This is a genomic window from Chryseobacterium sp. (genome assembly GCF_008014695.1).
In the GTDB taxonomy this organism is placed as follows: domain Bacteria; phylum Bacteroidota; class Bacteroidia; order Flavobacteriales; family Weeksellaceae; genus Kaistella.
This window is the reverse complement of record NZ_VOXE01000004.1, coordinates 205,331-229,181: the sequence shown is the minus strand read 5'-3', so window position 1 is coordinate 229,181 and position 23,851 is coordinate 205,331. Positions and strand designations below refer to the sequence as shown.

The following is a 23,851-nucleotide window of genomic DNA, read 5'->3' as shown; positions in this document are numbered from 1 at the left end:
TTTTATTTAGGGATAAACGTTTCATTAACAGTTTTTTAACTTAAACCAACTTATTAACACACATCCGAAAATGATAAAAAAGTGTATTTTTGGACTATAAAATAAAATAATGGCTAAAGTTATAGGTGTAGCAAATCAGAAAGGTGGGGTCGGTAAAACAACAACTGCCGTAAATCTGGCTGCCGCACTGGGAGTTCTGGAAAAAAAGATTTTGCTTATTGATGCTGATCCGCAGGCGAATGCAACATCGGGTTTGGGCATCGAACAGTCTAACTTTTCTACCTATAATCTTTTGGAGCACAGTGCTGATGCCGCAAAATGCATCCAAAAAACTTCTTCGCCCAATCTGGACATTATCCCGTCTCATATTGATCTGGTTGCTGCTGAAATTGAGTTGGTTGACCGCGCAAACCGGGAATACATGCTGAAAGAAGCGTTAAAATCGATCAGAAAAAATTATGATTATATCATCATCGACTGTGCTCCGAGTTTGGGTTTGATCACGATCAATGCTTTAACAGCCGCGGATTCGGTGATTATTCCTATTCAGTGTGAATATTTTGCACTCGAAGGTTTGGGAAAACTCCTCAACACTGTAAAAAACGTGCAGAAAATTCACAATAAAAATCTGGATATCGAAGGGCTGCTTCTCACGATGTACGACTCTCGTCTTCGCCTTTCAAATCAGGTCGTGGAAGAAGTGAATTCGCATTTCCCGGAAATGGTTTTCGAAACCATTATCAGCAGAAATGTCCGCTTAAGCGAAGCGCCAAGTTTTGGAGAGAGCATTTTAAATTATGATGCCGAAAGTAAAGGCGCCATCCAATACCTTCAGCTGGCGGAAGAGGTTTTGCTGAAAAACGAAAATTTAGTTAAAAATTAAAGAGCGGATTGCAGTAATGCAGAAGCCGAAAGCATAGCATGAAAGACAAAAAAAGAGCAATGGGCCGCGGTTTGGGCGCAATTTTAAGTGCAGAATCCAAGGCATCCGTCAACTCAGCGACCGATGAAGGCGCAGATAAATACGTAGGAAATATCGTAGAGGTTTCTCTGGAAGATATTTATCCGAATGCAACCCAGCCCAGAACTTATTTTGATGAAAAAGCGCTGAGCGATTTGGCGCAGTCCATAAAAAATCTTGGAGTAATCCAGCCGATTACTTTGAGAAAAGACGGAAGTAAATTCGAGATCATTTCCGGTGAAAGACGTTTTCGCGCGAGTAAAATTGCCGGTTTGGAAACTGTCCCTGCTTACATCCGTCTCGTGAATGATCAGGAACTTCTGGAAATGGCTTTGGTCGAAAATATTCAACGTGAAGACCTTGATGCCATTGAAATTGCCCTGACGTACCAAAGATTACTTGAAGAAATAGGAATGACTCAGGAAAATCTGAGCCAGAGGGTCGGAAAGGAAAGAAGTACGATTACGAATTCAATCCGTTTGCTGAGACTGAATCCTGATGTTCAGAATGCCATCCGAAGCGGTGAAATATCCGCCGGACACGGCCGTGCAATCATCAGCCTGGAAAATGCAGAAATGCAGAACCTTCTCTTTGATAAAATTCTAAAAAACAGTTTAAGTGTCCGTCAGGCAGAAGCGGAATCCATTCTTTTAAAAAACCCGAAAACACCAAATAAAAAAATTCAGGCAAGCTTGCCTAACAGCTATAAAAAAGCCGCAAAAAACCTGACCGATATTCTGGAAGTGAAAGTGGAGATTAAAACGGCTGCTAACAGCAAAAAGGGGAAAATTGTACTGGATTTTAAAGATGAAGAGGAACTCGAGAAAATTCTTTCACATTTCAAATTATGAGAAAATTACTGCTGTTCGTTTTCCTTTACTTTACACAGAGTTTTTATTCGCAGATCAGTCCGAATGACACAATCCGCGTCGAAAACCGCCCAACAGATTCCATCTCAGCAACGGTTTCAAAATCTGAAGCAGCAATTATTACCGATATTGAACTGGCTAATTCTGCTCCTCAGAAACCAAAATTCAGCCCGACAAAAGCGGGTCTTTATTCTGCTGTTTTACCCGGATTGGGACAGGTGTATAACAAAAGATACTGGAAAGTTCCCATTGTTTTGGGTGCGATCGGCACAGGCGTAGGATTTATTGTCTGGAACGACAGACAGTATAAAAGATACCGCAATGCTTTTGTGGCAGAACTGAATGGGATTCCCCATGAATTTTCAGATAAACCTTGGATTGACAAGGTAGCGCTGGGAAACATTCAGGATCAGGCCAAAAGACAGCGCGATTATGCAATTGCAATCACCGGGTTGGTTTATATCCTGGGAATTGTTGATGCGGTTGTAGATGCACACCTTTATGAAGGAAGAAAAGATCCTGATCTGGCCTTGAGGCCCACTTTAATTTACGATAACCAGGGAACTCAGCTTGCAAAAGCCGGAATCAGCCTCAATTACAGTTTTTAAAAAATTATGAGAATAGCATTGGTAGGATATGGGAAAATGGGCAAAATCATCGACAGGATTGCCACGGCAAGAGGTCATGAAATTGTTGCGAGGCTCAATGACACCCCAGATTCAGAAAATCTGAACAGTCCTGATGTCGTCATCGAATTTTCGAATCCTGATGTTGCGTTCAGAAATATTAAAACCTGCCTCGAAAATAAAATTCCCGTAATCTGTGGAACCACAGGATGGCTCGCGGGAAAAAACGAGATCGAAAAAATCGCTTCCGAAAACCAGACCGCTTTTTTATACGGTTCAAATTTCAGTCTTGGGGTGAATCTTTTCTTTGCTTTGAATGAGAAACTGGCTGATTTGATGAAGGATTTTTCTGAATATCAGGTTCAGCTGGAGGAAATTCACCATACCCACAAAAAAGATGCTCCGAGCGGCACTGCCATTTCTCTGGCCGAAGGAATTATTAATAACGATTCTCGTTATGACGCCTGGAAACTGGAAGAAACCGAAGACAACCAACTGGGAATTTTCGCCATCCGTGAAGATGAAGTTCCCGGTACGCACAGTGTTTTCTACCGGAGTGAAGTAGATGAAATCGAAATCAAACACACTGCATTTAGCCGCGACGGTTTCGCTGTGGGCGCAGTAATTGCTGCAGAGTGGATTCTGGGGAAAAAGGGCAATTTTTCCATGAAGGATTTGCTTTTCAAAACATTATAAAAAACTAAAACAATTGGCTTTCAAGGCGTCATAATCTGTAACAAATTTCATTTAAAATAAACTAATCAACCTTATTCTTAAATTTGTCAAAACCAAACAATGAATTATTTACTTACTTATACTGTCTACGTTCTTATTCTCTCAGTTCTGATGGGAATTTCAACGTGGAAGCTCTTCAAAAAAATGGGTTACAGTCCGGCTTTTGCTTTTATCCCGTTTTATAATTATTATCTGATCCAGAAAGCGACAAATCATCCGAAATGGTGGATCGCTTTGGCCTATCTTCCGATTGTGGGCCCGATTATGATGTCGGTTTTTCATCTTTTTCTGATGAAGCATTTCGGAAAGACGACTTTTATGCAGAAACTACTTACCGTAATTCTTCCTTTTATTTATATGGGTTTTGTCAACTATTCAAAAGACCCTGAAATTTATAGCGAAGACGATCTGTATTTAACCGAAGAGGAAAAAAATGCAAAAAAGAAAGAAACATTTATCGGTTCCATCACTTTTGCAGTGGTTTTTGCCACGGTGATCCATGTTTTTTTAACCCAACCTTTCGGGATTCCTACCGGGTCTATGGAAAGAACGCTATTGGTGGGTGATTTTCTTTTTGTGAACAAATGGAGTTACGGTTACAGATTGCCGATGCGTCCCGTTGCAATTCCTTTTTTGCAGGGAACGATTATGGATACCGGTCAGAAGGGCAACCCGAAAGATGATCCAAAATCATATGTGGATGCCGTGAAACTTCCTTACTGGAGAATTCTGCAGTTCAACAAACCGGAGAAGAATGATATTGTAGTATTTAATTATCCTCAGGATTCTGTGCATACGGCTATCGACAGAAAAGATCCTTATGTAAAAAGATGTGTCGCTGTTGCTGGTGATGTGCTGGAATTTAAAGCAGGAAGACTTTACGTAAACGGAAAACCGGAAACGATTCTTGGAGATCAGTACGAGCAACACAAATATGTCGTGTATACCGGAAAACCGCTGGATATTCCTGCGCTTTATGAAAAGTACGGTTTTCTTCCGGTTCAGGAAAAGCAGGATGATAAAGGTTTTATCTATGATTTTCAGGGTTTAACGGATGAAACGGCGAATGAAATTAAAGCACTTCCACAGGTGATTGATATGCAGGAGCACATTTGGCCAAAGGATTCTGCAGCTGTTTCCTATAAATTAAATGCAGACCGCACGGCTTATACCAAAAATGTGGATAGCACCGAATCTATTTTTCCAGTGAACAAAAGCTGGAATCCAGATTGGTACGGTCCGCTCAGAATACCTAAAAAAGGCGATGTGGTATCATTGAACCAGGAAACTTTGCCTGCTTACCGTTGGATCATTTCTGAGTACGAACATAATAAACTTGAAAACAGAGACGGTAAAATATTTATAAACGGTCAGGAAGCTGACAAGTACACGATTAAACAGGATTATTATATGATGATCGGCGATAACCGCGATGCTTCTTTGGATGCCAGATTTTTCGGATTTGTTCCGGAAGAAAACATTGTCGGAAGCCCTATGTTTACCTGGATGAGTTTACAGGGAGCATTTAAGGATTCAGGCTCCTCTTATCAGGCTCCGTTTAAAGTTCGCTGGGACCGCATGTTTAAAGCCACAAATACGGGAGAAGCCAACAAAACCTCTTACTGGTGGATTGCCGCAGGCCTTCTGGTTTTGTTTTTCGGATGGGATTATTTCGTGAAGCTTTTCAGAAAAAAAGAAAAAGAAGATTAATTTTTAAAGACGCGTTAATCGCGTCTTTTCTTTATATATAAACAATGAAGATTTTATTACCTCTGTTTTACCTGCCGCCGGTTTCGTGGTTCGCTGTTTTTTTAAACGACGAAACCGAAGCAATTATTGAACAGTATGAAAATTTCCCGAAACAGACTTACAGGAACCGAACCGTAATCTACGGCGCAAACGGAAGACTTTCGCTGATCATTCCCATCAACCATAACGGAAAGAGGGTAATGAAGGAAATTGAAATGTCGCATCGCGAAAACTGGCTGAAAATCCACTGGAAATCCATAAAAACGGCGTACCAGAGTTCCCCGTATTTTGAGTTTTACGAAGACCGGCTGGAGGGAATTTTTACCTTTAAAACCAATTCTTTGACGGAATTTAACCTGAATGCACTCAAAATTATTCTAGAAATTCTGAAAACAGAAAAAACATTTTCTTTGAATACTGAATTCTCAAAAACGCCCCTAGAAGAAAATTACAGGGACTTTTTTTCAGCAAAAAAACCTTCGGAATTTAACATGGAAGAATATTATCAAACCTTCAGCGATAAGATGGGTTTCGAAAAAGACCTGTCAATTTTGGACCTTATCTGTAACAAAGGTCCTGAATCTTCGACTTATTTAAGAAATATTCAAACAAAATAAATTTTTAAGATGAAAAAAATACTGATTGCAGCTTGCTTTATGACGGGCTTTGCTTCTTTTGCACAAACAGCAGCACCTTTGGATCCAATGATGGACAAAGATCTGATGACGTGGTATCATAAAGACTTTTCCTCGGCTAATGTATACGGAGTTAATACCCAGAATGCCTATAAATACCTTGAATCCAAAGGACTAAAACCAAAAACAGTAATTGTTGGTGTTTTAGACAGCGGAGTGGAAGTGGATCATCCGGGATTGATTAAAAATATGTGGAAAAACCCCAATGAAGTTCCCAATAACGGAAAAGACGATGACAATAACGGATATGTTGATGATATCCACGGCTGGAATTTCATCGGCGGTAAAAGCGGTGACATCGATGTAGACAATATGGAGGTAACGCGAGTGGTAAAAAAATACCAGTCGGTTTTTGAAGGTGCCGATTCAACTGTGAACAAAGCAAATCAGGCAAAAATGCCCGAAGAATTTGCGATGTACATGAAGGCAAAGGAAATCTTCACCAAAAAAAGCATGGAAGCGAAACAAGGGTACGAAACCTATTCCAGAATTCAGAAGATGATTCCTTCGATGGTGGCTTTGCTCAATGGAAAAAACCTGACTCCGGAGGCGGTAGCGGCTATTAAGCCTGCCAATCAGGAACAGGCAATGGCAGTTAGTGTACTGACGCAGATCTCCGCAGATCCATCATTGGCAGGAAAATCACCGGCTGAAGTGCAGAAATTTCTGGACGCTCAGATGAAAGAAGCTTTAGATTATTTTGGACCCCAGGCTACAAAACAGTACAACCTGGATTTTGATCCGAGAGCCAGTATCGTTGGCGACAATTACGACAACTATTCAGAAAAATCTTACGGAAACAACCACTACGAAGGCGCTGATGCAAAACACGGAACCCACGTTGCAGGAATTATCGCGGGATTGCCACAAGGAACTGAAGTTCAGTACGGTGTAGGATATAAAACTGCAAAAATCATGACGGTGAGAGCTGTTCCGGATGGTGACGAAAGAGATAAAGACGTGGCTAACGCCATCAGATATGCAGTGGATAACGGAGCGAAAATTCTGAATATGAGTTTTGGAAAACCGGTTTCTCCGGGGAAAAATGTAGTTTGGGATGCCTTTAAATACGCGCAGGATAACGGTGTGCTTTTGGTGAAAGCTGCAGGTAACGAAAACGAAAATATTTCTGAAAATGTATATTATCCGACGAATTTCAAAAATGTTACTGATGCTAAACCATTCGTTTCAAATATGATAGTAGTGGGCGCAAGTACCAACAACAATGAAATGCTGAGAGCAGACTTCTCCAACTATAATCAGAAAATGGTAAACGTTTTCGCACCGGGAGAAAAAATTTACTCTACTGTTCCGGATGGCAAATACGAATATCTTCAGGGTACCTCAATGGCTGCACCGGTTGTAGCTGGCGCGGCATCAGTTCTTTTGGCTTATATGCCGAACCTGACTCCGGCTGAGGTTATTGAATCTTTGGTGAAGACCTCAAACAAATCAACAGTTAATGCAATGATTGGTTCCAATGAAAACAACCGTTTCGACTTGATTTCGGAAGCTGGCGGAGTTATTGATTTGAGAAAGGCAGCCGAATATGCTTTTACCAATTTTTATAAACCAATGTCTGCGAAAAAAGCTGACAAGGCAAGAAAAAAAATAAAAATGTAAAATTTTAACTTGAATACACGAAAGTCCGGTTTATCCGGGCTTTTTTTGTGTCTGAGTTCATCTTGGCACGGTTTTTTGTTCATAACAAATTAAATAATTTTATTACGATGAAAAATTTATTACTGACAGGAATTTTAGGAGCTGCTTTAACTGTTTCCTGTTCCACTGCAAAAACAGCACAGTCTAACCGGGCCGAATTTTTAAAGATGAAAGGCGATTGGGAAATTACAAGTGTAAATTATGACAAGAGTTATAAAATAAAGCCTTTTGACGAAGGTGCAGATGTCAACTGTTTTGTAGGAAGCCACTGGAGACTAATTCCGAATAACTATTCGGGAGCTTATACGCTGAAAGGTGGTGGAGACTGTCCGAGTCTTACCCAGCCCGTGAAATTCGAGGTAAAAGATGGTAATACATTTTTATTCAAAAAAATTGTAGAAGGAACAAAGGCAAAAGCCAATCCGGATGGATATATGATGACTTTGCTTAATCAGTCTACAGATCAGTTCAGTTTACAGCAAAGTGTTCCTTTCGAAGGACAAATGGTGAATGTAGTTTATAACTTCGCGAGAACAGCAGCACAATAATTAATATTAAAAAATTAAGAAGATGAAATTCAATAAAACTTATATAGCAGCCTTATTTTTATCAACAGGATTGCTTTTTACTGGCTGTGAGTCGGTACAGAACGCAAACAACCAACAGAAAGGAACCGTGATCGGTGCTGCAGCTGGAGCTGTACTGGGTGGTGTACTCGGAAACAATATCGGTAAAGGTAAAAATGCGCCGGCTGGAGCCGTTTTAGGCGGTGTCCTTGGAGGTGTGGTAGGTAATGTAATCGGAAACAAGATGGACAAACAGGCCAAAGAAATTAAAAATACTTTGCCTGGAGCTGAAGTGGAAAGAGTTGGTGAAGGAATCCGAGTAACCATGAAAGAAAATATGGTGAACTTTGCATTCGATTCTTCAAATTTGACTCAAACCGCCAAAACAAATCTTGATAAACTTGCTCAGGTTTTAATTAACAATCCTGACACGGATATCAACATTTATGGCCATACCGACAGCAAAGGTACAGATGAATACAATCTTTCCCTTTCCGACAGGAGAGCTGCTGCAGTTAAAACTTACCTGATTTCAAAAGGCGTTGCCTCAAGCAGAATGATTACAATGGGGATGGGCGAAAAAGAACCCGTAGCTTCTAATGACACTGATGCTGGAAGAGCTGAGAACAGAAGGGTGGAATTTGCCATCACCGCTGGTGCAGAAATGATCAAGGATGCACAGGACGGTCAGTAAACCATTATACACATCAATATTTTTAAAAACCGCTTCGGCGGTTTTTTTTATTTCAAAGACTGGGAAATCAGGGAAAATTTAAGTAAAAAATATGTATTTTTGCTTTTCACTCCTCAATATTAATGCTGAAATACTTAAAACTCCTGCGGGTGGAACAGTGGGTAAAGAACTTTTTTGTTTTTTTGCCTTTATTTTTCTCTGGAAACGTTACCAACACCGGTTTATTGATCAAAAGTTTATTTGCTTTTGTGATTTTTTGCCTGGCCGCAAGTTCCGTGTATATCATCAATGATTATTCGGATATTGAGTCTGACCGCAAACACCCCGAAAAAAGAAAAAGGCCGCTTGCGAGTGGCTCCGTTTCAAAGAAAACTGCAGCGGCAATTTTTACGGCATGTGTTGCAGCCGTTCTCATGCTCATCTATTTCAGTTCAGCCTACTTTCACCAGAATGTTTTGGAATTCAGTTCAGTAATCGCCTTTTATTTTTTAATGAACATTGCTTATACTTTTAAGCTGAAACATGTAGCCATTATCGATGTTTTCATTATTGCATCAGGTTTTGTGCTGCGGGTATTGGCAGGTGGAGCGATTACCGGAATTCTGGTTTCTCAGTGGGCCATTCTGCTGACCTTTGTTCTGGCGCTGGTTCTGGCGATCGGGAAAAGAAGGGGAGAACTCATCAATGCTCAGGTTACCGGAAGAACGAGAAAAGCGCTGGACGGTTACAATGTTCAGTTTGCAGATATTGCCCTGTCGATCAGCTGTACTTTGGCAATTGTCTGTTATCTTATGTTTACCCTGTCGCCTGAAGTTCAGCAGCGCTTCCATCCCACGATATTTTATACCGTAATTTTTGTGGTCTATGCTTTTCTAAGATACCTTCAGCAGACATTGGTTTACAACAGGACCGAATCACCCACCAAAATACTTTACCGCGATCACTATATTCAAATTACGCTGCTCTTGTGGCTCGTCGTTTTTTTACTCCAAATCTATTTTAAATGATGAAGCCAAATTTTATCAGAAAAATAGCGAATTGGGGAAATTTTCCGGTGGTAGAGAAGGAGGTCAGATCGATGGATTCGTTATCTCGTATCCGGGAATTTATTAAAAACAATAACGAGGTCATTGCCCGCGGTAACGGTCGGTGTTACGGTGATGCAGCGCTCGGTGAACATATTTTTTCAACAATCAGGCTTAACAAATTCATCAGTTTCGACCGTTTAAACGGCATCATTGAATGTGAATCTGGTGTGCTTCTTTCAGAAATTCTGGAAATCTGTGTTCCTCAGGGTTATTTTCTTTTCGTGACACCGGGAACGAAATTCATTACCTTAGGAGGTGCCATTGCAGCTGATGTTCACGGCAAAAACCATCATTCCGAAGGTTGTTTCTCTGAATCCGTTTTAGAATTTTCACTTCTGAATGAAAATGGGGAAGTTATTACGTGTTCCCGAACAGAAAATTCAGAAAAATTCTGGGCAACCGTCGGTGGAATGGGCCTGACGGGAATCATCCTCTCAGCGAAATTCAAACTCAAAAACATTGAAACGGCTTATATCCGTCAGGAAATCATCAAAGCAGAAAATATTGATGAGATTTTCAGACTTTTTGACGAAAGTGAAAGCTGGACGTATAATGTAGCCTGGATCGACTGTCTTCAGAAAGGCAAAAACCTCGGTAGAAGTGTTATGATGAGGGGTGAACATGCATTCCGTCATCAGTTGCCACCAAAACTTCAGGAAAATCCGTTAAGGCTGAAAGAAAAATCAACACCGTCGGTTCCGTTCTATCTGCCTGGTTTTATTTTGAATAATATCACCGTAAAATTTTTTAATTTTCTGTATTTCAATCACCACCGTAAAAATAAAGTTGCAGATTACGTAAACTACGAAACGTTTTTTTATCCGCTGGATATCGTGAACGACTGGAACCGAATGTACGGTAAGAATGGTTTTATTCAGTATCAGTTCGTGATACCGAAGGAAAATGGAAAAGAAGGTTTAAAGAAGATTCTGGAAACCATTGCCGACAGCGGAAACGGATCTTTTCTGGCAGTGCTCAAGCTTTTCGGGAAAAATAATCCGGAAGCTTACAACTCCTTTCCGATCGAAGGGTATACCTTGGCGCTGGATTTTAAAGTGAATCCGAAATTAAAAAAACTCGTCTCCCGACTGGATGAGATTGTTGAGGATTACGGTGGACGGATTTATCTTGCCAAAGACAGCATGAGTAAATCAAGCCTCACCGATTATCTCAAAAACGTTCAGAATCCGAAATTTGTTTCACTTCAGCACAAAAGAATCATCAGTAACAGTTAATTTTCCGATGAATGATCCGTGGTCATTCGTCATTAATCATTTTGTATGATCGTATTGGGAAGCAACTCCGAGGTTGCGCAGGAATTTGTAGAAAAAGCATTGAAGGAAGGAGAAAAATTTTCAAAAATTTATCTCTTCACTTCCCATGCGGAAACCTCAGAAAAGTTTGTGAAACACATTCAGGTGAAATATGTGCAGCAGGCCGAAGTCGTTGACCTGGATCTGACAAAAGAAATAGACTGGAGCCGGTTCGAGGACATCAATTCGGACCTGGTTTTTTGTGCAATAGGCCATCTCGGCGAAAGTACCGAAGAATCGCTTTACGACAGTAAGAATACTGAAAAGATCATCAGCATCAACTATGCGAAACTCATTCCTGTACTGAATTATTTTGCAGAAAAAATGGAAAGAAAACGTTCCGGAACGCTCATTGTTTTATCTTCGGTCGCTGGTGAAAGAGGAAGGCAGAGCAATTTCATTTACGGCAGCGCAAAAGCAGGATTAACCGCCTATTTGAGCGGCCTCAGAAATTATCTGTTCGACAATAAAGTACATGTTCTTACCGTGAAACCCGGATTTATGGCCACCAAAATGACAGAAGGCCTGCCCCTGAACCCGCATCTGACGGCCACTGCAAAAGAAGCCGCTGCTCATATTTACAAAGCCTATAAAAAAAGAAAAAATGTCGCATATGTTTTACCTGTTTGGGAACTCATTATGCTGATCATCAGAAATATTCCGGAATTTATTTTTAAAAAATTGAAACTTTAAGAACGCACTCTTCAGATGAAAAAAGCATATTTTTTTGATTTCGACGGCACCCTTACCTACAGCGACACGATGTTTCGGTTCCTTAAGTTTTATGATGCCCCGAAATTCTATCTGCAGTTTGCAAAACATATTCCGCTTTTTATTCTGCTGAAGCTCAGACTTGCCAGCGCCGAAAAAGTAAAGAAAAGTTTTATTTCTTCCGTTTTAAAAGGGGAAAGCAAAAGTAAAATCGAGAAAAAATCCCGCGAGTTTTTTGAAAAGAGCTATCCTTCCATCATCCGCGGAAACGCTTTGGAATTCATTGAAAATATAGACCGCAGCCAAACCGAAAGTTATATTGTTTCCGCATCTCTAGACATTTGGGTGCAGCCTTTCGCCGAAAAACTCGGCATGCATCTTATCGCGACAAAAGCCGAATTCATTAATGGGATTTTTACCGGAAATTTCATCGGTAAGAACTGTAACGGAGCCGAGAAGCTCAACCGCATCAAAGAGGCGATTTCAGATAAAAAATTCGACAAGACCATTGCCTTTGGAGACACTTCCGGTGACCGTGAAATGATGGACTGGGCCAACGAAAGCCATTTTGAATTTTTTCACTAATTTTACCCTTTTAAAAATCTTAAAAATCTCCAACTAAAATGGATAAAATATATCTGGATAATGCCGCTACCACACCGCTTTCTGATGAAGTAATCGATGCGATGGTAAAGGTGATGAAAATTACCTTCGGAAATCCTTCTTCTACACATAGCTTTGGTCAGGAGGCGAAAATTCTCATCGAAAACGTAAGAAGGCAGATTGCAGAATGTCTTAAGGTTTCGCCCGCTGAAATTACATTTACTTCCTGCGGAACCGAATCCAACAACATGATCATTCAATCATGTGTGAACCATCTGGGTGTGGAAAGAATCATTACTTCGCCGATGGAACACAAATGTGTCGCCGAAACGGTTCTGGACATGAAGAAACGCAGAAATGTGGAGGTGATTTATCTTAAGCCTGATAAGAAAGGCGATTTCGATCTTGCGCAACTGGAGACCTTGCTTAAGGATTCGGACAAGAAAACGCTGGTTTCGCTCATGCATGCTAACAACGAAACCGGAAACCTTCTCGATATAAAAAAGGTTGCCGAAATCTGTCACGAAAACAAAGCGCTTTTCCATTCAGACACCGTGCAGACGGTTGCTCATGTTGATCTGGATTTTTCCGATATTCCGGTTGATTTTGCTTCGTGCAGTGCACATAAATTCCACGGTCCGAAAGGCAGCGGTTTTGCTTTCATCAGAAAATCTTCGGGTTTGAAAGGTATCATTACAGGTGGGCCCCAGGAAAGGAGCCTCAGAGCGGGAACTGAAAATGTCTGCGGAATTGTGGGCTTGGGTAAAGCCCTGGAACTTGCAGTAGACCATATGGCAGAATATTCGGCCCAGATTCAGGAGATAAAAGACTATACCATTGGAAATTTGCGGAATGCAATACCGGGCGTAAAATTCAACGGCAGAAGCGCCGAAAAAGAAAACAGCCTTTACACCGTCTTGAGTGTTTTGCTTCCTTTTAAAGACCCGATGATTGGTTTGAAACTGGATATGAAGGGAATCGCAGTTTCGCAGGGAAGTGCGTGTTCTTCCGGTGCTTCAAAACCTTCAATGGTCATGATGATGCTCTTGGAAGAAGAGGAAATGGAAAACTGCACACCACTTCGGGTTTCCTTTAGCCATCTGACCACGAAAGCAGAGATTGATGCGCTTACGGATGCGCTTAAAGAGATTTCGGAAAGCTTTGAAATAGACAAAACAAATATTCAGCATAGATAATTTGGGCTTTCCTTTGGCTTAAATATTGTATTTTTGCGGAAGAAATTTAGTAACAGTAATTTAAAAAATATAAAAAAATGGCTTTAGAAATAACAGATCAGTCTTTCGAACAGACTGTATTAAGATCAGATAAACCGGTATTGGTGGATTTTTGGGCAGTATGGTGCGGACCTTGCAGAATGTTGGGGCCAATCATCGAAGAGGTAGCCAATGACTTTGAAGGAAGAGCAGTTGTAGGTAAAGTAGATGTAGATAATAACCAACAGGTTTCGGTAGATTACGGAATCAGAAATATTCCTACCGTTTTGATCTTTAAAAACGGAGAAGTGGTGGATAAAATAGTAGGTGTTGCTTCAAAAGAAGTGATTGCTGAAAAATTATCGGCACATTTATAAAAAATTCCTCTTGAAACTGAGTGCTTTCTATAAAAGAAAGCATTTTTTTTGTCAAAAGGTTTTGTAGATGGCCGGAAAGTTGTATTTTTGCACTCATCAAAAGAAACAAGCTCTTTAAAACGTATTGATCCGGTAGTTCAGCTGGTTAGAATGCCGCCCTGTCACGGCGGAGGTCGCGGGTTCGAGTCCCGTCCGGATCGCATATATTGCTTGGCACAATCTTATTATTTTGTTTGATTGAGCCACATGAAATCATTAAAGTTTTGTCAGTACTTTTAAAAAATTGATCCGGTAGTTCAGCTGGTTAGAATGCCGCCCTGTCACGGCGGAGGTCGCGGGTTCGAGTCCCGTCCGGATCGCAAGCCCCATTCAGGGGCTTTTTTATTTATATTATTTACATTTTGGTAATCAACACACAAGATTTCACTTTGCATAGATGAAGCCATCTAATAATTCAAAGATTTCAAGTTAATTCCTTGTAAACACTGATATTTGGTATCATTCTTGAAACTGAGTAGGGAAAGGATATATGAAGATTACAACAAAAAGAATTCTGTTTTTCTTATTCATGGGTACGCTTTCTGGTGTGCTCATGCAATGTACAAAAGAAGCAGTTAAAGAGATTTCCCCTGAAAATAAAGTGCTTACTAAGGAACAGAATAATCAAAAGCAAAAGGCAATTGAGGATTCCCTGAAGGCCACTCAAATTCAATATACATCATTAATCTTCCCGAAAAATAAAAAGGATTCTTTGATGGGGGAGTTTACAAAAAAATATTCCGAAGAAGAGCAGTATATAATCCTTGCTCTTAACCGTCTTGACCAGAAAAACCGCTGGAGAGCTGATACTTTAGTGATCCCCGATAAATTTGACCCGACATTAATGCTATACAGTCCATTTCCCAGGAAAATGGAAATGCTGGATAAGGTGAATAAATTTGTGATTTTTTCTTATCCCATCCAGGCTTATGCGGTATATCAGAACGGAGAACTCCTGAAATGGGGTCCTACAAGTATGGGCAAAAAAGCGGCGCAAACAAAGCGCGGCCTTATGTTTGTAAACTGGAAAAAGGAACTTGCGATTTCTACAGTCGACAGCGAGTGGAAACTGCCCTATAACGTCAACATTCACAATACGCTTGGAATCGGATGGCATCAGTATGACCTTCCCGGTTTTCCCGCTTCTCATTCATGCCTGCGCCTTTTAATGAACGACGCAAAATGGATGTACAATTTCGCAGATACGTGGATTTTGAACGACGGAGGTGCGACCTTAAAGGCCAACGGAACGCCCGTTATTGTTTTCGGTGATTATAAATGGGGTGGTAAAAAGCCATGGAAAATGTTATCAGACAATCCTGCCGCCAATTTAATTACTGTGGAAGACCTGAATGAAGTAATTAAGCCACATCTTTCTAAAATTCTTGATGAACAGGAGAAAAGAGAGCATGTTATTCAGTCATCTGAACAAGCCTCAGATAAAAATATTGAAGCTGCATAAAAAATCAACTCTCAAAAGGAAGGACAGACTCTTCTGCAAAATTTCTCAGCATCTCCATTTCGGTATTTGATCTCCGCTGCCCGATTTTTGCGGCTGCATAAGTCAGGAATATCAGAACAAGCATGGTGATTGAAGCTGACAATGCCCAAGGAAATTCATTGCTTTTAATCTGCTTTTCCACAAACCACATGGTGATGAAAACCATCCACAAGATCCCGAAAAGGAAATAAAGGAACATGAAAAAAGTCCATACCGCGGAACTGGGACCGAAAACGCCCCGAATAACCGTGTTTTCCTCCTCTTTTTCGATGCGTAAGGACAAATAGGGCTTCCAGTAACTGTCGGTTTCTGTTTTAACGGAAACGGTCACCATTTCGGAATTTACATTTCCTGAAAACTGTTCCCGGTGTTCTTGAAGATATTTTTTCAGCCCTGCGGCATATTCATCTTGCGAGAGTTGAATGATCAGCTTAAATCGCGGACGCGTACGGATTTTATCTAAAGTTGTTTCTTCTTTTTTCATAATTATTCCCGGTAAGGGATTGGGTCTTCCAAATTAAAACTAAAAGTAAGGGTTAGTGTATTGCGAGTCGCCTTAATCTCAATAAATTTACCTTCTTCCGACTTCATAAGGTCATTAATTTGGTTTAAGGACATGCTTGAAGTTTTTTTTCCGTTTATGGAGAGAATCTGATCACCTTTCATAAGCCCGGCTTTGAAGGCTGGAGAGTCTTTCCTTATTCCCGCGACAGAGTAAATGGGTTTCAGTACAAATTTATACTGAAAAGGGTTTGCAATAACATTTACTTCATTACCTGCATTGTCATTTTTGGTAGGTGTTTCAACCTTTACCATTTCTTCTTCCCATTTCACTCCGTCATGTTTAAAATCAATGCCACTCATGTTGAAATGAAAATCATCTCCATAATTCTTGTTTTTTCTGAGGTACATTTTTTTATTTTCATAATCAAATATAATATTGAACCGCCTCAGGATTTCACTGCCTACCGAGCCTTTCCGGTCTTTCACCAAATTTACATGCTGTATAGAAAATTCATCGGGCATGGCCATTAAAGGTTTTTCAAATTTAAAATTGCCCAGATAGAAATGATGAATGCGGCTTCGCTTTCCATACACATCTCCGTTGAAACCACGCCCCAGAAAATCTTCGATATTCGGACGGTTGTAAACAAAATCCTTGATGAGGGCAGGGAAGAGCCAAAGGGCATCGCTGTTGCCAAGATCCAGCAGTAGTTTTGAGCTGTTTTTCTCGTTTTTCATTTCAACGTCAGCCACTACATACGGTTTGTTGTATTCTACTGTAATGGGTAACTGCTGAAATTTGCCTATATTCTTTGGAAGTGCTTTTTCGTCCTCAAAAACCGTAATTTTTTTAGTGATGTAATTGATGGAAACAGGATGGTTACGGAAAAAATAATATCCAATAATTCCGTTTACCGGAATGCCGATATGAGATGAGAAATTAAAGTCTTCATCTAAAATAATGAAAATGGTATGGGAAGAATCGGTAAAATTTTTTCCTATTTTAAGTTGGTTTCTTATGGATTTCAGGCCTTCAATTTCCAGACTTCCCCCAAGTCCGGAAAATTTTATTTTTTCGATATTTTTGAAATTGATTTCTTTATTGTCTGTACTAAAAAGGATCGTCTCCGCAACTCCGGTATCTAATAGAAAGGTAAGCGGAACACCGTTCAGCTCTACCGGAATGAAAATTAAATTGTTAATGAGTTGAAAAGGAATGACAGTAGTCTTCTTATTTTCCGTGATCTCAAAGCCATCCTGCGCTCTAAAAAAGACCGCGGTGAAAAGAAGAAATAGTTTCAAGAAATTCATCAATTGAAATTACGATTTTTTTCATATTCAAGTGCAATTTATTTGAAGCTGAAAAACCTTTTCATAAAAATACTCCAAAAAAAAAATCCCCAAGTAATTGGGGATTTTTTCTTTTAAAATTTATTGTTAATTCTTGATGAATTTTTTCTGGGCGGTTTCTCCGTTATTGTCTATATCAATTACATAAACGCCTCTTTCGAGTTTGCTGACATTTATTTTTCTGCCATAGATTTTACCTTTGGAGATCAGCTGGCCAGCAGCATTGTAAATGGTATAAAGAGCACCTTCAGAAACTTTGGAAATATTCAGGATATCACTAACCGGGTTCGGATAAATAAATATCGTGTTTTGATCCAAAGCATTGATTGTACCGCTTTTTGAAATCATCACTTTATAGTCTTCCACTTCACCGTTAGGGAAGTTAACACAGCTTAATGGTGAACCATCTCTCTGCATTACCACTCGCATTACCACATATTTGTCATTTGTTAAACTTACAAATGCATCGGAAGGAACAGTAAATGTGCCGGTAATTGGAGTGTTTTTATTTGGTGGAGAAGTAAGAATTCTTTCACCAACTTCAAAAGTGGAATTCCTGTTGAAATCTATCCAAACAGTAACAGCTTCGTTGTACTGGGTATTCGCCCAGGTTTTAGAAACAGATATCTGATTATTGGTAGTTCCTTGAAGCAAACGGATTGTTTTAAGGTTATTACCAATATAACTTGAATAGTTGGTTGCTCCGGAATCATTGGTCATTGCCGGCAATCCACCAGCAGGAGTTACTTTTACATTCGAAATATGTTCAGCTGCAGAACTCGCAGATGTCATTGGACAATATACCACGCTTGGAGTCGTAAAGATATATGGAGAGGTAAAAGTCTGTAATGTTCCTCCACATACGTTCGCTACCTGAACTTCATACTGTGTATTTTCAAGTAATCCCGTCAATAAGTAGGTATTTACGGTTAGGTTAACAGTAGTCCAGTTTGGAAATCCAACTTTTCTATATCTTAAGACATATGTTGCACCGGCAAAAGTATTCCAGTTCACTTCAGCCGTAGTCATCGTAAGATTTGTAACGGTCAGCCCGATTGGAGCCATCTCACATGTTGGTAAGGTGGTAAACACAATTGGAGTGGTGTATGGATTCGTTGCTCCTGAACAAATTGACGCAACCTGTACTTCATAAGTTGTATATGGAGTAAGTGCTGTTAAGTTGTAACTGTTTGTAGGTACGTTTACAGTAATCCACGTTCCCGATCCTACTGCACGATACTGCAGACTGTAAGTTGCGCCTAATGTTGCAGCCCAGTTCACCTGTGCAGAAGTAGCAGTTATATTTGTTACCGTGAATCCGGCTGGTGGTGTAGGATCACATTTAGTGGTAAACAAACTGGAGGCCGTGTAAGCGCCCATTTGGTTGCTGCATATAGCCGCCACCTGCACTTCATATTGTGTCGAGGATGACAATGGTGTCATTGTATAGGTATTGGTACTTAGCGGCAGAGTAATCCATGTCGTACTTCCGACAGCTCTGTATCTGATGCTATATGTTGCACCACCTGGATCAGCTGTCCACGTTGCAACAGCAGATGTACTGGTAATTGCAGTGATTGTTAAACCTACCGGAGTTGTATTGAGACAAGGTATTGGTTCGTGCAATTTAACAGCATAGTCTTCTATCTCACCATAAGTGTAACCTACACAGGCATCTGTCGGCTGAGTAGATTCTCTCAACATGATCCTCATTTTAGTTTTCAAAGGACCATTATAAGCAGTTGGAGGTGAAGGCACAGCAAATGTAGCTGTAACTGGTGTGGTAGTACTTGAAGGGGAAATCATGATTTTTTCTCCTACTTCAAACACACCGTTTCGGTTAAAATCGATCCAAGCGGTTACTGCAACACTAAAGTTAGTTCCATCCCAAGCTTTACCAATCGAGATAGTATTTCCTGTAGAACCCATCACCAGATTAACCAATTTAGTAGCATCACTTGAATAATCGATATAACCACTTGCACCTGAATTATTGGTCATCGGGGCAAAAGGAGGAGTTCCCGTAGGGGTAATGGTTACATTGGCAATCCAGTCATCTGCACTGGTGCTAGGAGCACTGTTTGGTGTAGGGGTCGGTACACAATATGTTAATGGAGTTGTTGTGAACAATACTGAAGGAGAAAATGCTCCCTGGGTTCCTCCGCATATTGTTGATACCTGAACCTCATACTGAGTCTGTTCTGTTAGACCAGGAATTACAAAACTATTTCCAGGTGTTACGGGAACGTTTGCAGTGATCCATGTAGGTGAACCTACCTGACGATATCTTATCACATAAGTTCCACCTGTAGTAGCTATCCAAGAAACATTCGCTGTTGTAGAGGTAATATTTGATACTGTAATATTACTAGGTGCGGCAGTAGTACACGGCTGCATATCTACAAACACAACGGGATAATCTTCAATTTCACCTTGAGTGGACATCGTACAAGGACTTGTAATGGTAAGGAAAGACATGATCACCCTCATCTTAGTAGGTTGTGATCCTGCATATGCCCCAGCCGGAACTGTAAATGTTGAAGTAACAGGTGTGGTTGAGGAATAACCTAAATTCATAATCCTTTCAGATGTTTCAAATACTCCGTTTCTGTTAAAATCCACCCATGCTGATGTAGCATAAGTACTTGAAGCAATAGATCTACCCACTGAAAGGGTGTTATTCGCCTGACCTCTTACCATTGTAATGGTGGTAGCAGGAACTCCATAATAATCAGTGTAAGTACTTGCACCTGAATTATTACTCATGGTCACTGAATTTGTAGGAATTACAGTAACATTATTAATGAAACTGCCCGCACTTGTTGAACTGATTGGACACCATGTTAAAGGACTCGTTGTAAACACTACTGACGGTGAGAATGCACCTGTAGTAGCACTACATGTTGTTGCAATCTGCACTTCATATTGGGTCGATTCAGTAAGACCGTTAATAACGGTTGCAGTTGTTGCAGGATTAATCGTTGTCCATGCTGTAGTCCCAACTTTTCTGTATCTTAACTGATAAGTAGCTCCAGTCGCATTCAACCACGATATTGTAGCTGAAGTGGCATCCACACTGCTTACTGTAATATTTGATGGTGGATTGGTAGTACAAGGCTGCAGTTGAAGCAGTTTAACATCGTAATCTTCAACTTCACCGTATGTAAAGTTTGTACACGCGACTGGTGCAGTGCTGTTTTGCATTACCACTCGCATTCTTGTCACCAAACCTCCGCTGTAAGCGGTTGCAGGCACCGTAAATGTTGCGGTAACTGGCGTGGTTGTACTTGATGCAGATGTAAGTATTTTTTCTGAATCCTCAAATATTCCATTTCTGTTAAAATCTATCCAGGCAGCAACAGCACTGGCGTATGTCGTTCCTGACCATGTTTTGGAAACCGAAATAGCATTATTGGTAGAACCAATAATAAGATTTACAGGAGCAGGAGCAGCGGTAAATAAGGTGTAGTTGGCTGCACCTGTAGTGTTGGTCATTACATTGGCACCTGTAGGAGATACCATAACGTTTGAAATATAACCTCTTGTTGTATCACTGGAAGTTTGTGGACAATAAACCACCGCAGGTGTTGTGAATACTATTGGAGCTGTAAATGTGCCCTGTGTAGTTCCACAAACATATGCCACCTGAACTTCGTAAGGAGTTGATGGGGTTAAATTAGTTAAAGTATACGAACTTGAAGTTGGAGCGGGTGTGGCCGTTATCCAAGTTGCTGAACCCACCGCCCTGTACTGCAGAACATAAGTGGCTCCGGTAGCAGAATCCCAAGTTACGTTTGCGGTAGTTGCGGTAACATTCGTTACACTACCGTTTAGTGGCGCTGCAGAAGTACATGGAATAGGGGTAATTAATTTAACTGCATAGTCTTCAATTTCTCCGTATGTATATCCTGTACATGCATCAGTTGGTGGCGAACTAAACTTAAGAATAACTCTCATTCTTGTAGGTAAGCCTCCACTGTAAGCGGTTGGTGGTACTGTGAAATTTGTAGAGACAGGATTAGTTGTACTGGCTGGTGAATCCATTACTTTTTCCGCTGTTTCAAAAACACCGTTTCTGTTGAAATCAATCCAAACTACTACAGCTTCTGAAAAAGTAGTACCAGTCCATACTTTTGTCACTTCAATATTATTATTGGCCGAACCGATTACAAGATTTACCAATCTCGTAGCATCCGTAGTATAATCTGTGTAGGTACTGCCGGCTGAAGTACTGTTCATAACCGCAGCTCCATTTGGAGTTACTTTTACCCCACCAATATATTCGTCACTGAAGTTAGTAGAACTTATTGGACAGTAACTTAAAGATAAAGTTGTAAAATTTGTTGAAGTAGAGAATACACCTTGAGTGCTAGAACATACGTAAGCTACCTGAACTTCATATTGCGTGGATTCTGTTAATCCTGTAATAATATACGAGTTCGTGGTTGGAGCAGGCGTTGCGGTTGTCCACGTAGGCGCTCCAATTTTTCTGTATTGAAGAACGTATGCGGCACCTGCAGCGGCAGTCCAGTTAACTGTAGCTTGAGTTTGAGTTACGGGTGAAACCGTAATTCCAGTTGGGGCAATAGTTGGATCACAAACTGCCATTGCAGAAATTGTGACATTCCCAATTGCATAAAACACATTATTAAGAGCTGTAACCCGAACTTTTGCAATGGCTCCTGTAGCAACACCAGTAAAAGTGAAGCTTTCGGTACCGTCATTTGGTGTTGAGGCTGAAAGTACATTCCATGTAGCTCCATTGTCTGTTGTATAATCTATTTTAACATTTGCAACACTATAAGGTGCTGCAGTTGTTCCGACTACATCCCAGGTTACTGCCGATGGATTGTTGTTATAACCTGCAGTTGAAGTTACTTTGAACGGACCTGCACTACCAACAACAATAACCTGATTGGCTCTTTGCGTTTGCTGTTGATTTCCTGCAGGATTGTTGTCCCTTACAGTCAATGCAAAATTTGTTGTACGCGCAACTGTTGATACAGCTTCCCAAGTATTGGTGCTATTGTTTAACACACCCGCTAAAACTGATTGCAGTTTAGGGAAGTATCTTGTAGCTCCGCCAGTGGAAGGTACAACAGACCTGAATGAAGCACCTGAAGAAGTAGTTCCCAGATTTGTTTTATTAATAACGACAGCTCCGGCTGTATCCACCTCTTCCCACGTAAAAGTCATGGGATCGTTTTCCGGATCTGTTACCGAACCTGTTAAAACAAAAGCGGTCCCTTTAGGGATATTATAAGTTGGCAACGCTGCAATAACCGGTGGGTTGTTAGTCACCGGAATTTCAACATCACATGTTTTATTTGTTAAATTGGTTTGAACCTGATTGATACTTACAGTGTGAAAATAACCGTCAGAATGAGGCTGTACATCAGTGTTGGTGCCTGTAATTCCGGCATAACCCATTATGGTGGATCCTGAACCAGGCTCCACATTCATACCTGAATTTTCTGTATTATGCGAAAAAGTATGGTTTGCACCTAACTGGTGACCCATCTCATGAGCTACATAATCAATATCAAAATTATCTCCCTGCGGAATGTTGTCAGCAGGTGAAGTAAATCCTGAACCTTTATTTTTATCTGTTAAGCTCGGAGTATCATCTACACATACACAACCAATACATCCTGCATTACCGCCGCCGCCTGAAGCACCAAAAAGATGCCCAATGTCATAGGCAGAATTACCGATAACTGTAGTTAAGGTATTTTGTAGTTCAGTATTCCAAGGTCCACCAGACCCTACAGGTCCACTGGAATAAGGATCGGTGGCTGCATTGGTATAGATTAAATTAGGAAAATTCTGCACATTCAGATGAAGTGCAAAATCTTTTTCAAATACACCGTTTACTCTTGTCATTGTTGCGTTGATCGCTGTAAGCGCTCCGGCTACACCACCAAAGAAGGTAGTATATTCAGCGGTCACCGAAATTGCCAATCGCATTGTTCTGTATTTCTTATCAGAACTTTTGGAAAAGTCATTAGGATTATTGGTGAAAGATTTTCCGGCATCATAGAGTTTGTTGATTTCCTCTTTTGACAGGATATCTTCATTCATCGAACACAAAAAGCCTTTATTTCCAGTGTCCACCGTTTTGGGATGAACCTCATAAACTGTTTTGCTTTTATTTGCGGGCTCAATGAACTGATATTCACCATTATGAATGATCATCGCCTGGAAATCATTCGGAGCGACACTAAATCTAATATATTTTGAGGGATCAGACACATCAACTCCTACATAGGATCCGAGTTGATATTGATCAGCAAGCTCTTTTACCACAACAGGCAGACTGTAAACAGCAAATGTTTCAATTTTACCACCTAAAGTGGGAATTGAAACTTGAACTGGCTTCGCCTTGGGCCCGGTTTCCTGAACATTTACTAACTGAGCTCTTAATACATTTAAATCTAATTTGAAATAATCCGATGCTTTCGTATTATTTCGAATTTTTTCTCCCTGCATACTCGTTGGAGTCCATTGTGCAAATGAAGTAACAAAGGAGCAGAGAAGAATCAATAAGGTAAAGAATTTCTTCATAATATTCACTATAAGTTTATTTTACAAATC

Annotated in this window: 19 protein-coding genes and 2 tRNA genes; 18 read left to right on the top strand and 3 right to left on the bottom strand. The window is 40.4% G+C overall.

The features are described from left to right. The first annotated feature begins 109 nt into the window (after positions 1 to 109). The 18 genes from FUA25_RS12030 (at position 110) to FUA25_RS11945 (ending at position 15,364) form a co-directional block, all read left to right on the top strand. Positions 110 to 883 (top strand): ParA family protein, encoded by a 774-nt coding sequence (locus FUA25_RS12030; RefSeq protein WP_147757166.1) that lies wholly within the window; start codon positions 110 to 112, stop codon positions 881 to 883. A gap of 38 nt (positions 884 to 921) precedes the next feature. Further along, positions 922 to 1,812, top strand: coding sequence for a ParB/RepB/Spo0J family partition protein (locus FUA25_RS12025; protein WP_147757165.1), 891 nt, complete (start codon positions 922 to 924; stop codon positions 1,810 to 1,812). Next, positions 1,809 to 2,438 (top strand): DUF5683 domain-containing protein, encoded by a 630-nt coding sequence (locus tag FUA25_RS12020; protein WP_147757164.1) that lies wholly within the window; start codon positions 1,809 to 1,811, stop codon positions 2,436 to 2,438. The genes FUA25_RS12025 and FUA25_RS12020 overlap by 4 nt, the downstream gene beginning before the upstream one ends. Before the next feature lie 6 nt (positions 2,439 to 2,444). Next, positions 2,445 to 3,152 carry a 4-hydroxy-tetrahydrodipicolinate reductase gene (gene dapB / locus FUA25_RS12015; RefSeq protein WP_147757163.1) on the top strand — a complete coding sequence of 236 codons (708 nt, stop codon included), beginning with the start codon at positions 2,445 to 2,447 and terminating at the stop codon, positions 3,150 to 3,152. Positions 3,153 to 3,251: 99 nt separating this feature from the next. Beyond that, positions 3,252 to 4,901, top strand: coding sequence for a signal peptidase I (lepB, locus tag FUA25_RS12010; RefSeq protein ID WP_147757162.1), 1,650 nt, complete (start codon positions 3,252 to 3,254; stop codon positions 4,899 to 4,901). Positions 4,902 to 4,945: 44 nt separating this feature from the next. Beyond that, complete coding sequence (locus FUA25_RS12005) at positions 4,946 to 5,557, top strand: WbqC family protein (RefSeq protein ID WP_147757161.1); 612 nt, start codon at positions 4,946 to 4,948, stop codon at positions 5,555 to 5,557. A 9-nt stretch (positions 5,558 to 5,566) separates the two neighbouring features. Further along, on the top strand, positions 5,567 to 7,258 hold the full coding sequence (locus FUA25_RS12000) for a S8 family serine peptidase (protein ID WP_147757160.1): 1,692 nt from the start codon (positions 5,567 to 5,569) through the stop codon (positions 7,256 to 7,258). A 107-nt stretch (positions 7,259 to 7,365) separates the two neighbouring features. Continuing rightward, positions 7,366 to 7,845 (top strand): lipocalin family protein, encoded by a 480-nt coding sequence (locus tag FUA25_RS11995; protein WP_147757159.1) that lies wholly within the window; start codon positions 7,366 to 7,368, stop codon positions 7,843 to 7,845. 22 nt (positions 7,846 to 7,867) lie between these two features. Beyond that, positions 7,868 to 8,557 (top strand): OmpA family protein, encoded by a 690-nt coding sequence (locus tag FUA25_RS11990; protein ID WP_147757158.1) that lies wholly within the window; start codon positions 7,868 to 7,870, stop codon positions 8,555 to 8,557. Between the two features lie 122 nt (positions 8,558 to 8,679). Continuing rightward, complete coding sequence (locus tag FUA25_RS11985) at positions 8,680 to 9,564, top strand: decaprenyl-phosphate phosphoribosyltransferase (RefSeq protein WP_147757157.1); 885 nt, start codon at positions 8,680 to 8,682, stop codon at positions 9,562 to 9,564. After that, complete coding sequence (locus FUA25_RS11980) at positions 9,564 to 10,880, top strand: FAD-binding oxidoreductase (protein WP_147757382.1); 1,317 nt, start codon at positions 9,564 to 9,566, stop codon at positions 10,878 to 10,880. Before FUA25_RS11985 ends, FUA25_RS11980 begins: the two co-directional genes overlap by 1 nt. Before the next feature lie 45 nt (positions 10,881 to 10,925). Then, complete coding sequence (locus FUA25_RS11975; protein WP_147757156.1) at positions 10,926 to 11,651, top strand: SDR family NAD(P)-dependent oxidoreductase; 726 nt, start codon at positions 10,926 to 10,928, stop codon at positions 11,649 to 11,651. Positions 11,652 to 11,666: 15 nt separating this feature from the next. Further along, the gene (locus FUA25_RS11970; protein ID WP_147757155.1) at positions 11,667 to 12,254 is read left to right on the top strand and encodes an HAD family hydrolase; all 588 of its coding nucleotides are present in this window, start codon (positions 11,667 to 11,669) and stop codon (positions 12,252 to 12,254) included. Between the two features lie 38 nt (positions 12,255 to 12,292). Further along, entirely contained in the window at positions 12,293 to 13,468 is a 1,176-nt protein-coding gene (locus tag FUA25_RS11965; protein WP_147757154.1) for a cysteine desulfurase family protein, read from the top strand. A gap of 77 nt (positions 13,469 to 13,545) precedes the next feature. Next, complete coding sequence (gene trxA / locus FUA25_RS11960) at positions 13,546 to 13,863, top strand: thioredoxin (protein WP_147757153.1); 318 nt, start codon at positions 13,546 to 13,548, stop codon at positions 13,861 to 13,863. Between the two features lie 126 nt (positions 13,864 to 13,989). Further along, positions 13,990 to 14,063 (top strand) — tRNA-Asp (locus FUA25_RS11955). 85 nt (positions 14,064 to 14,148) lie between these two features. Beyond that, positions 14,149 to 14,222, top strand: a tRNA-Asp gene (locus tag FUA25_RS11950). Positions 14,223 to 14,392: 170 nt separating this feature from the next. Then, positions 14,393 to 15,364 (top strand): L,D-transpeptidase, encoded by a 972-nt coding sequence (locus FUA25_RS11945; protein WP_147757152.1) that lies wholly within the window; start codon positions 14,393 to 14,395, stop codon positions 15,362 to 15,364. A 4-nt stretch (positions 15,365 to 15,368) separates the two neighbouring features. Here FUA25_RS11945 and FUA25_RS11940 read toward each other — a convergent pair whose 3' ends face one another. The 3 genes from FUA25_RS11940 to FUA25_RS11930 all read right to left on the bottom strand — a co-directional run bounded on the left by FUA25_RS11940 (position 15,369) and on the right by FUA25_RS11930 (position 23,821). Then, the gene (locus tag FUA25_RS11940) at positions 15,369 to 15,887 is read right to left on the bottom strand and encodes a hypothetical protein (protein WP_147757151.1); all 519 of its coding nucleotides are present in this window, start codon (positions 15,885 to 15,887) and stop codon (positions 15,369 to 15,371) included. A gap of 2 nt (positions 15,888 to 15,889) precedes the next feature. Then, positions 15,890 to 17,218: an aspartyl protease family protein gene (locus tag FUA25_RS11935; RefSeq protein ID WP_185146707.1), complete on the bottom strand. Its 1,329-nt coding sequence runs from the start codon at positions 17,216 to 17,218 to the stop codon at positions 15,890 to 15,892. 126 nt (positions 17,219 to 17,344) lie between these two features. Beyond that, positions 17,345 to 23,821, bottom strand: a complete 6,477-nt coding sequence (locus FUA25_RS11930) for a GEVED domain-containing protein (RefSeq protein ID WP_147757149.1) — start codon at positions 23,819 to 23,821, stop codon at positions 17,345 to 17,347. Positions 23,822 to 23,851: the final 30 nt, after the last annotated feature.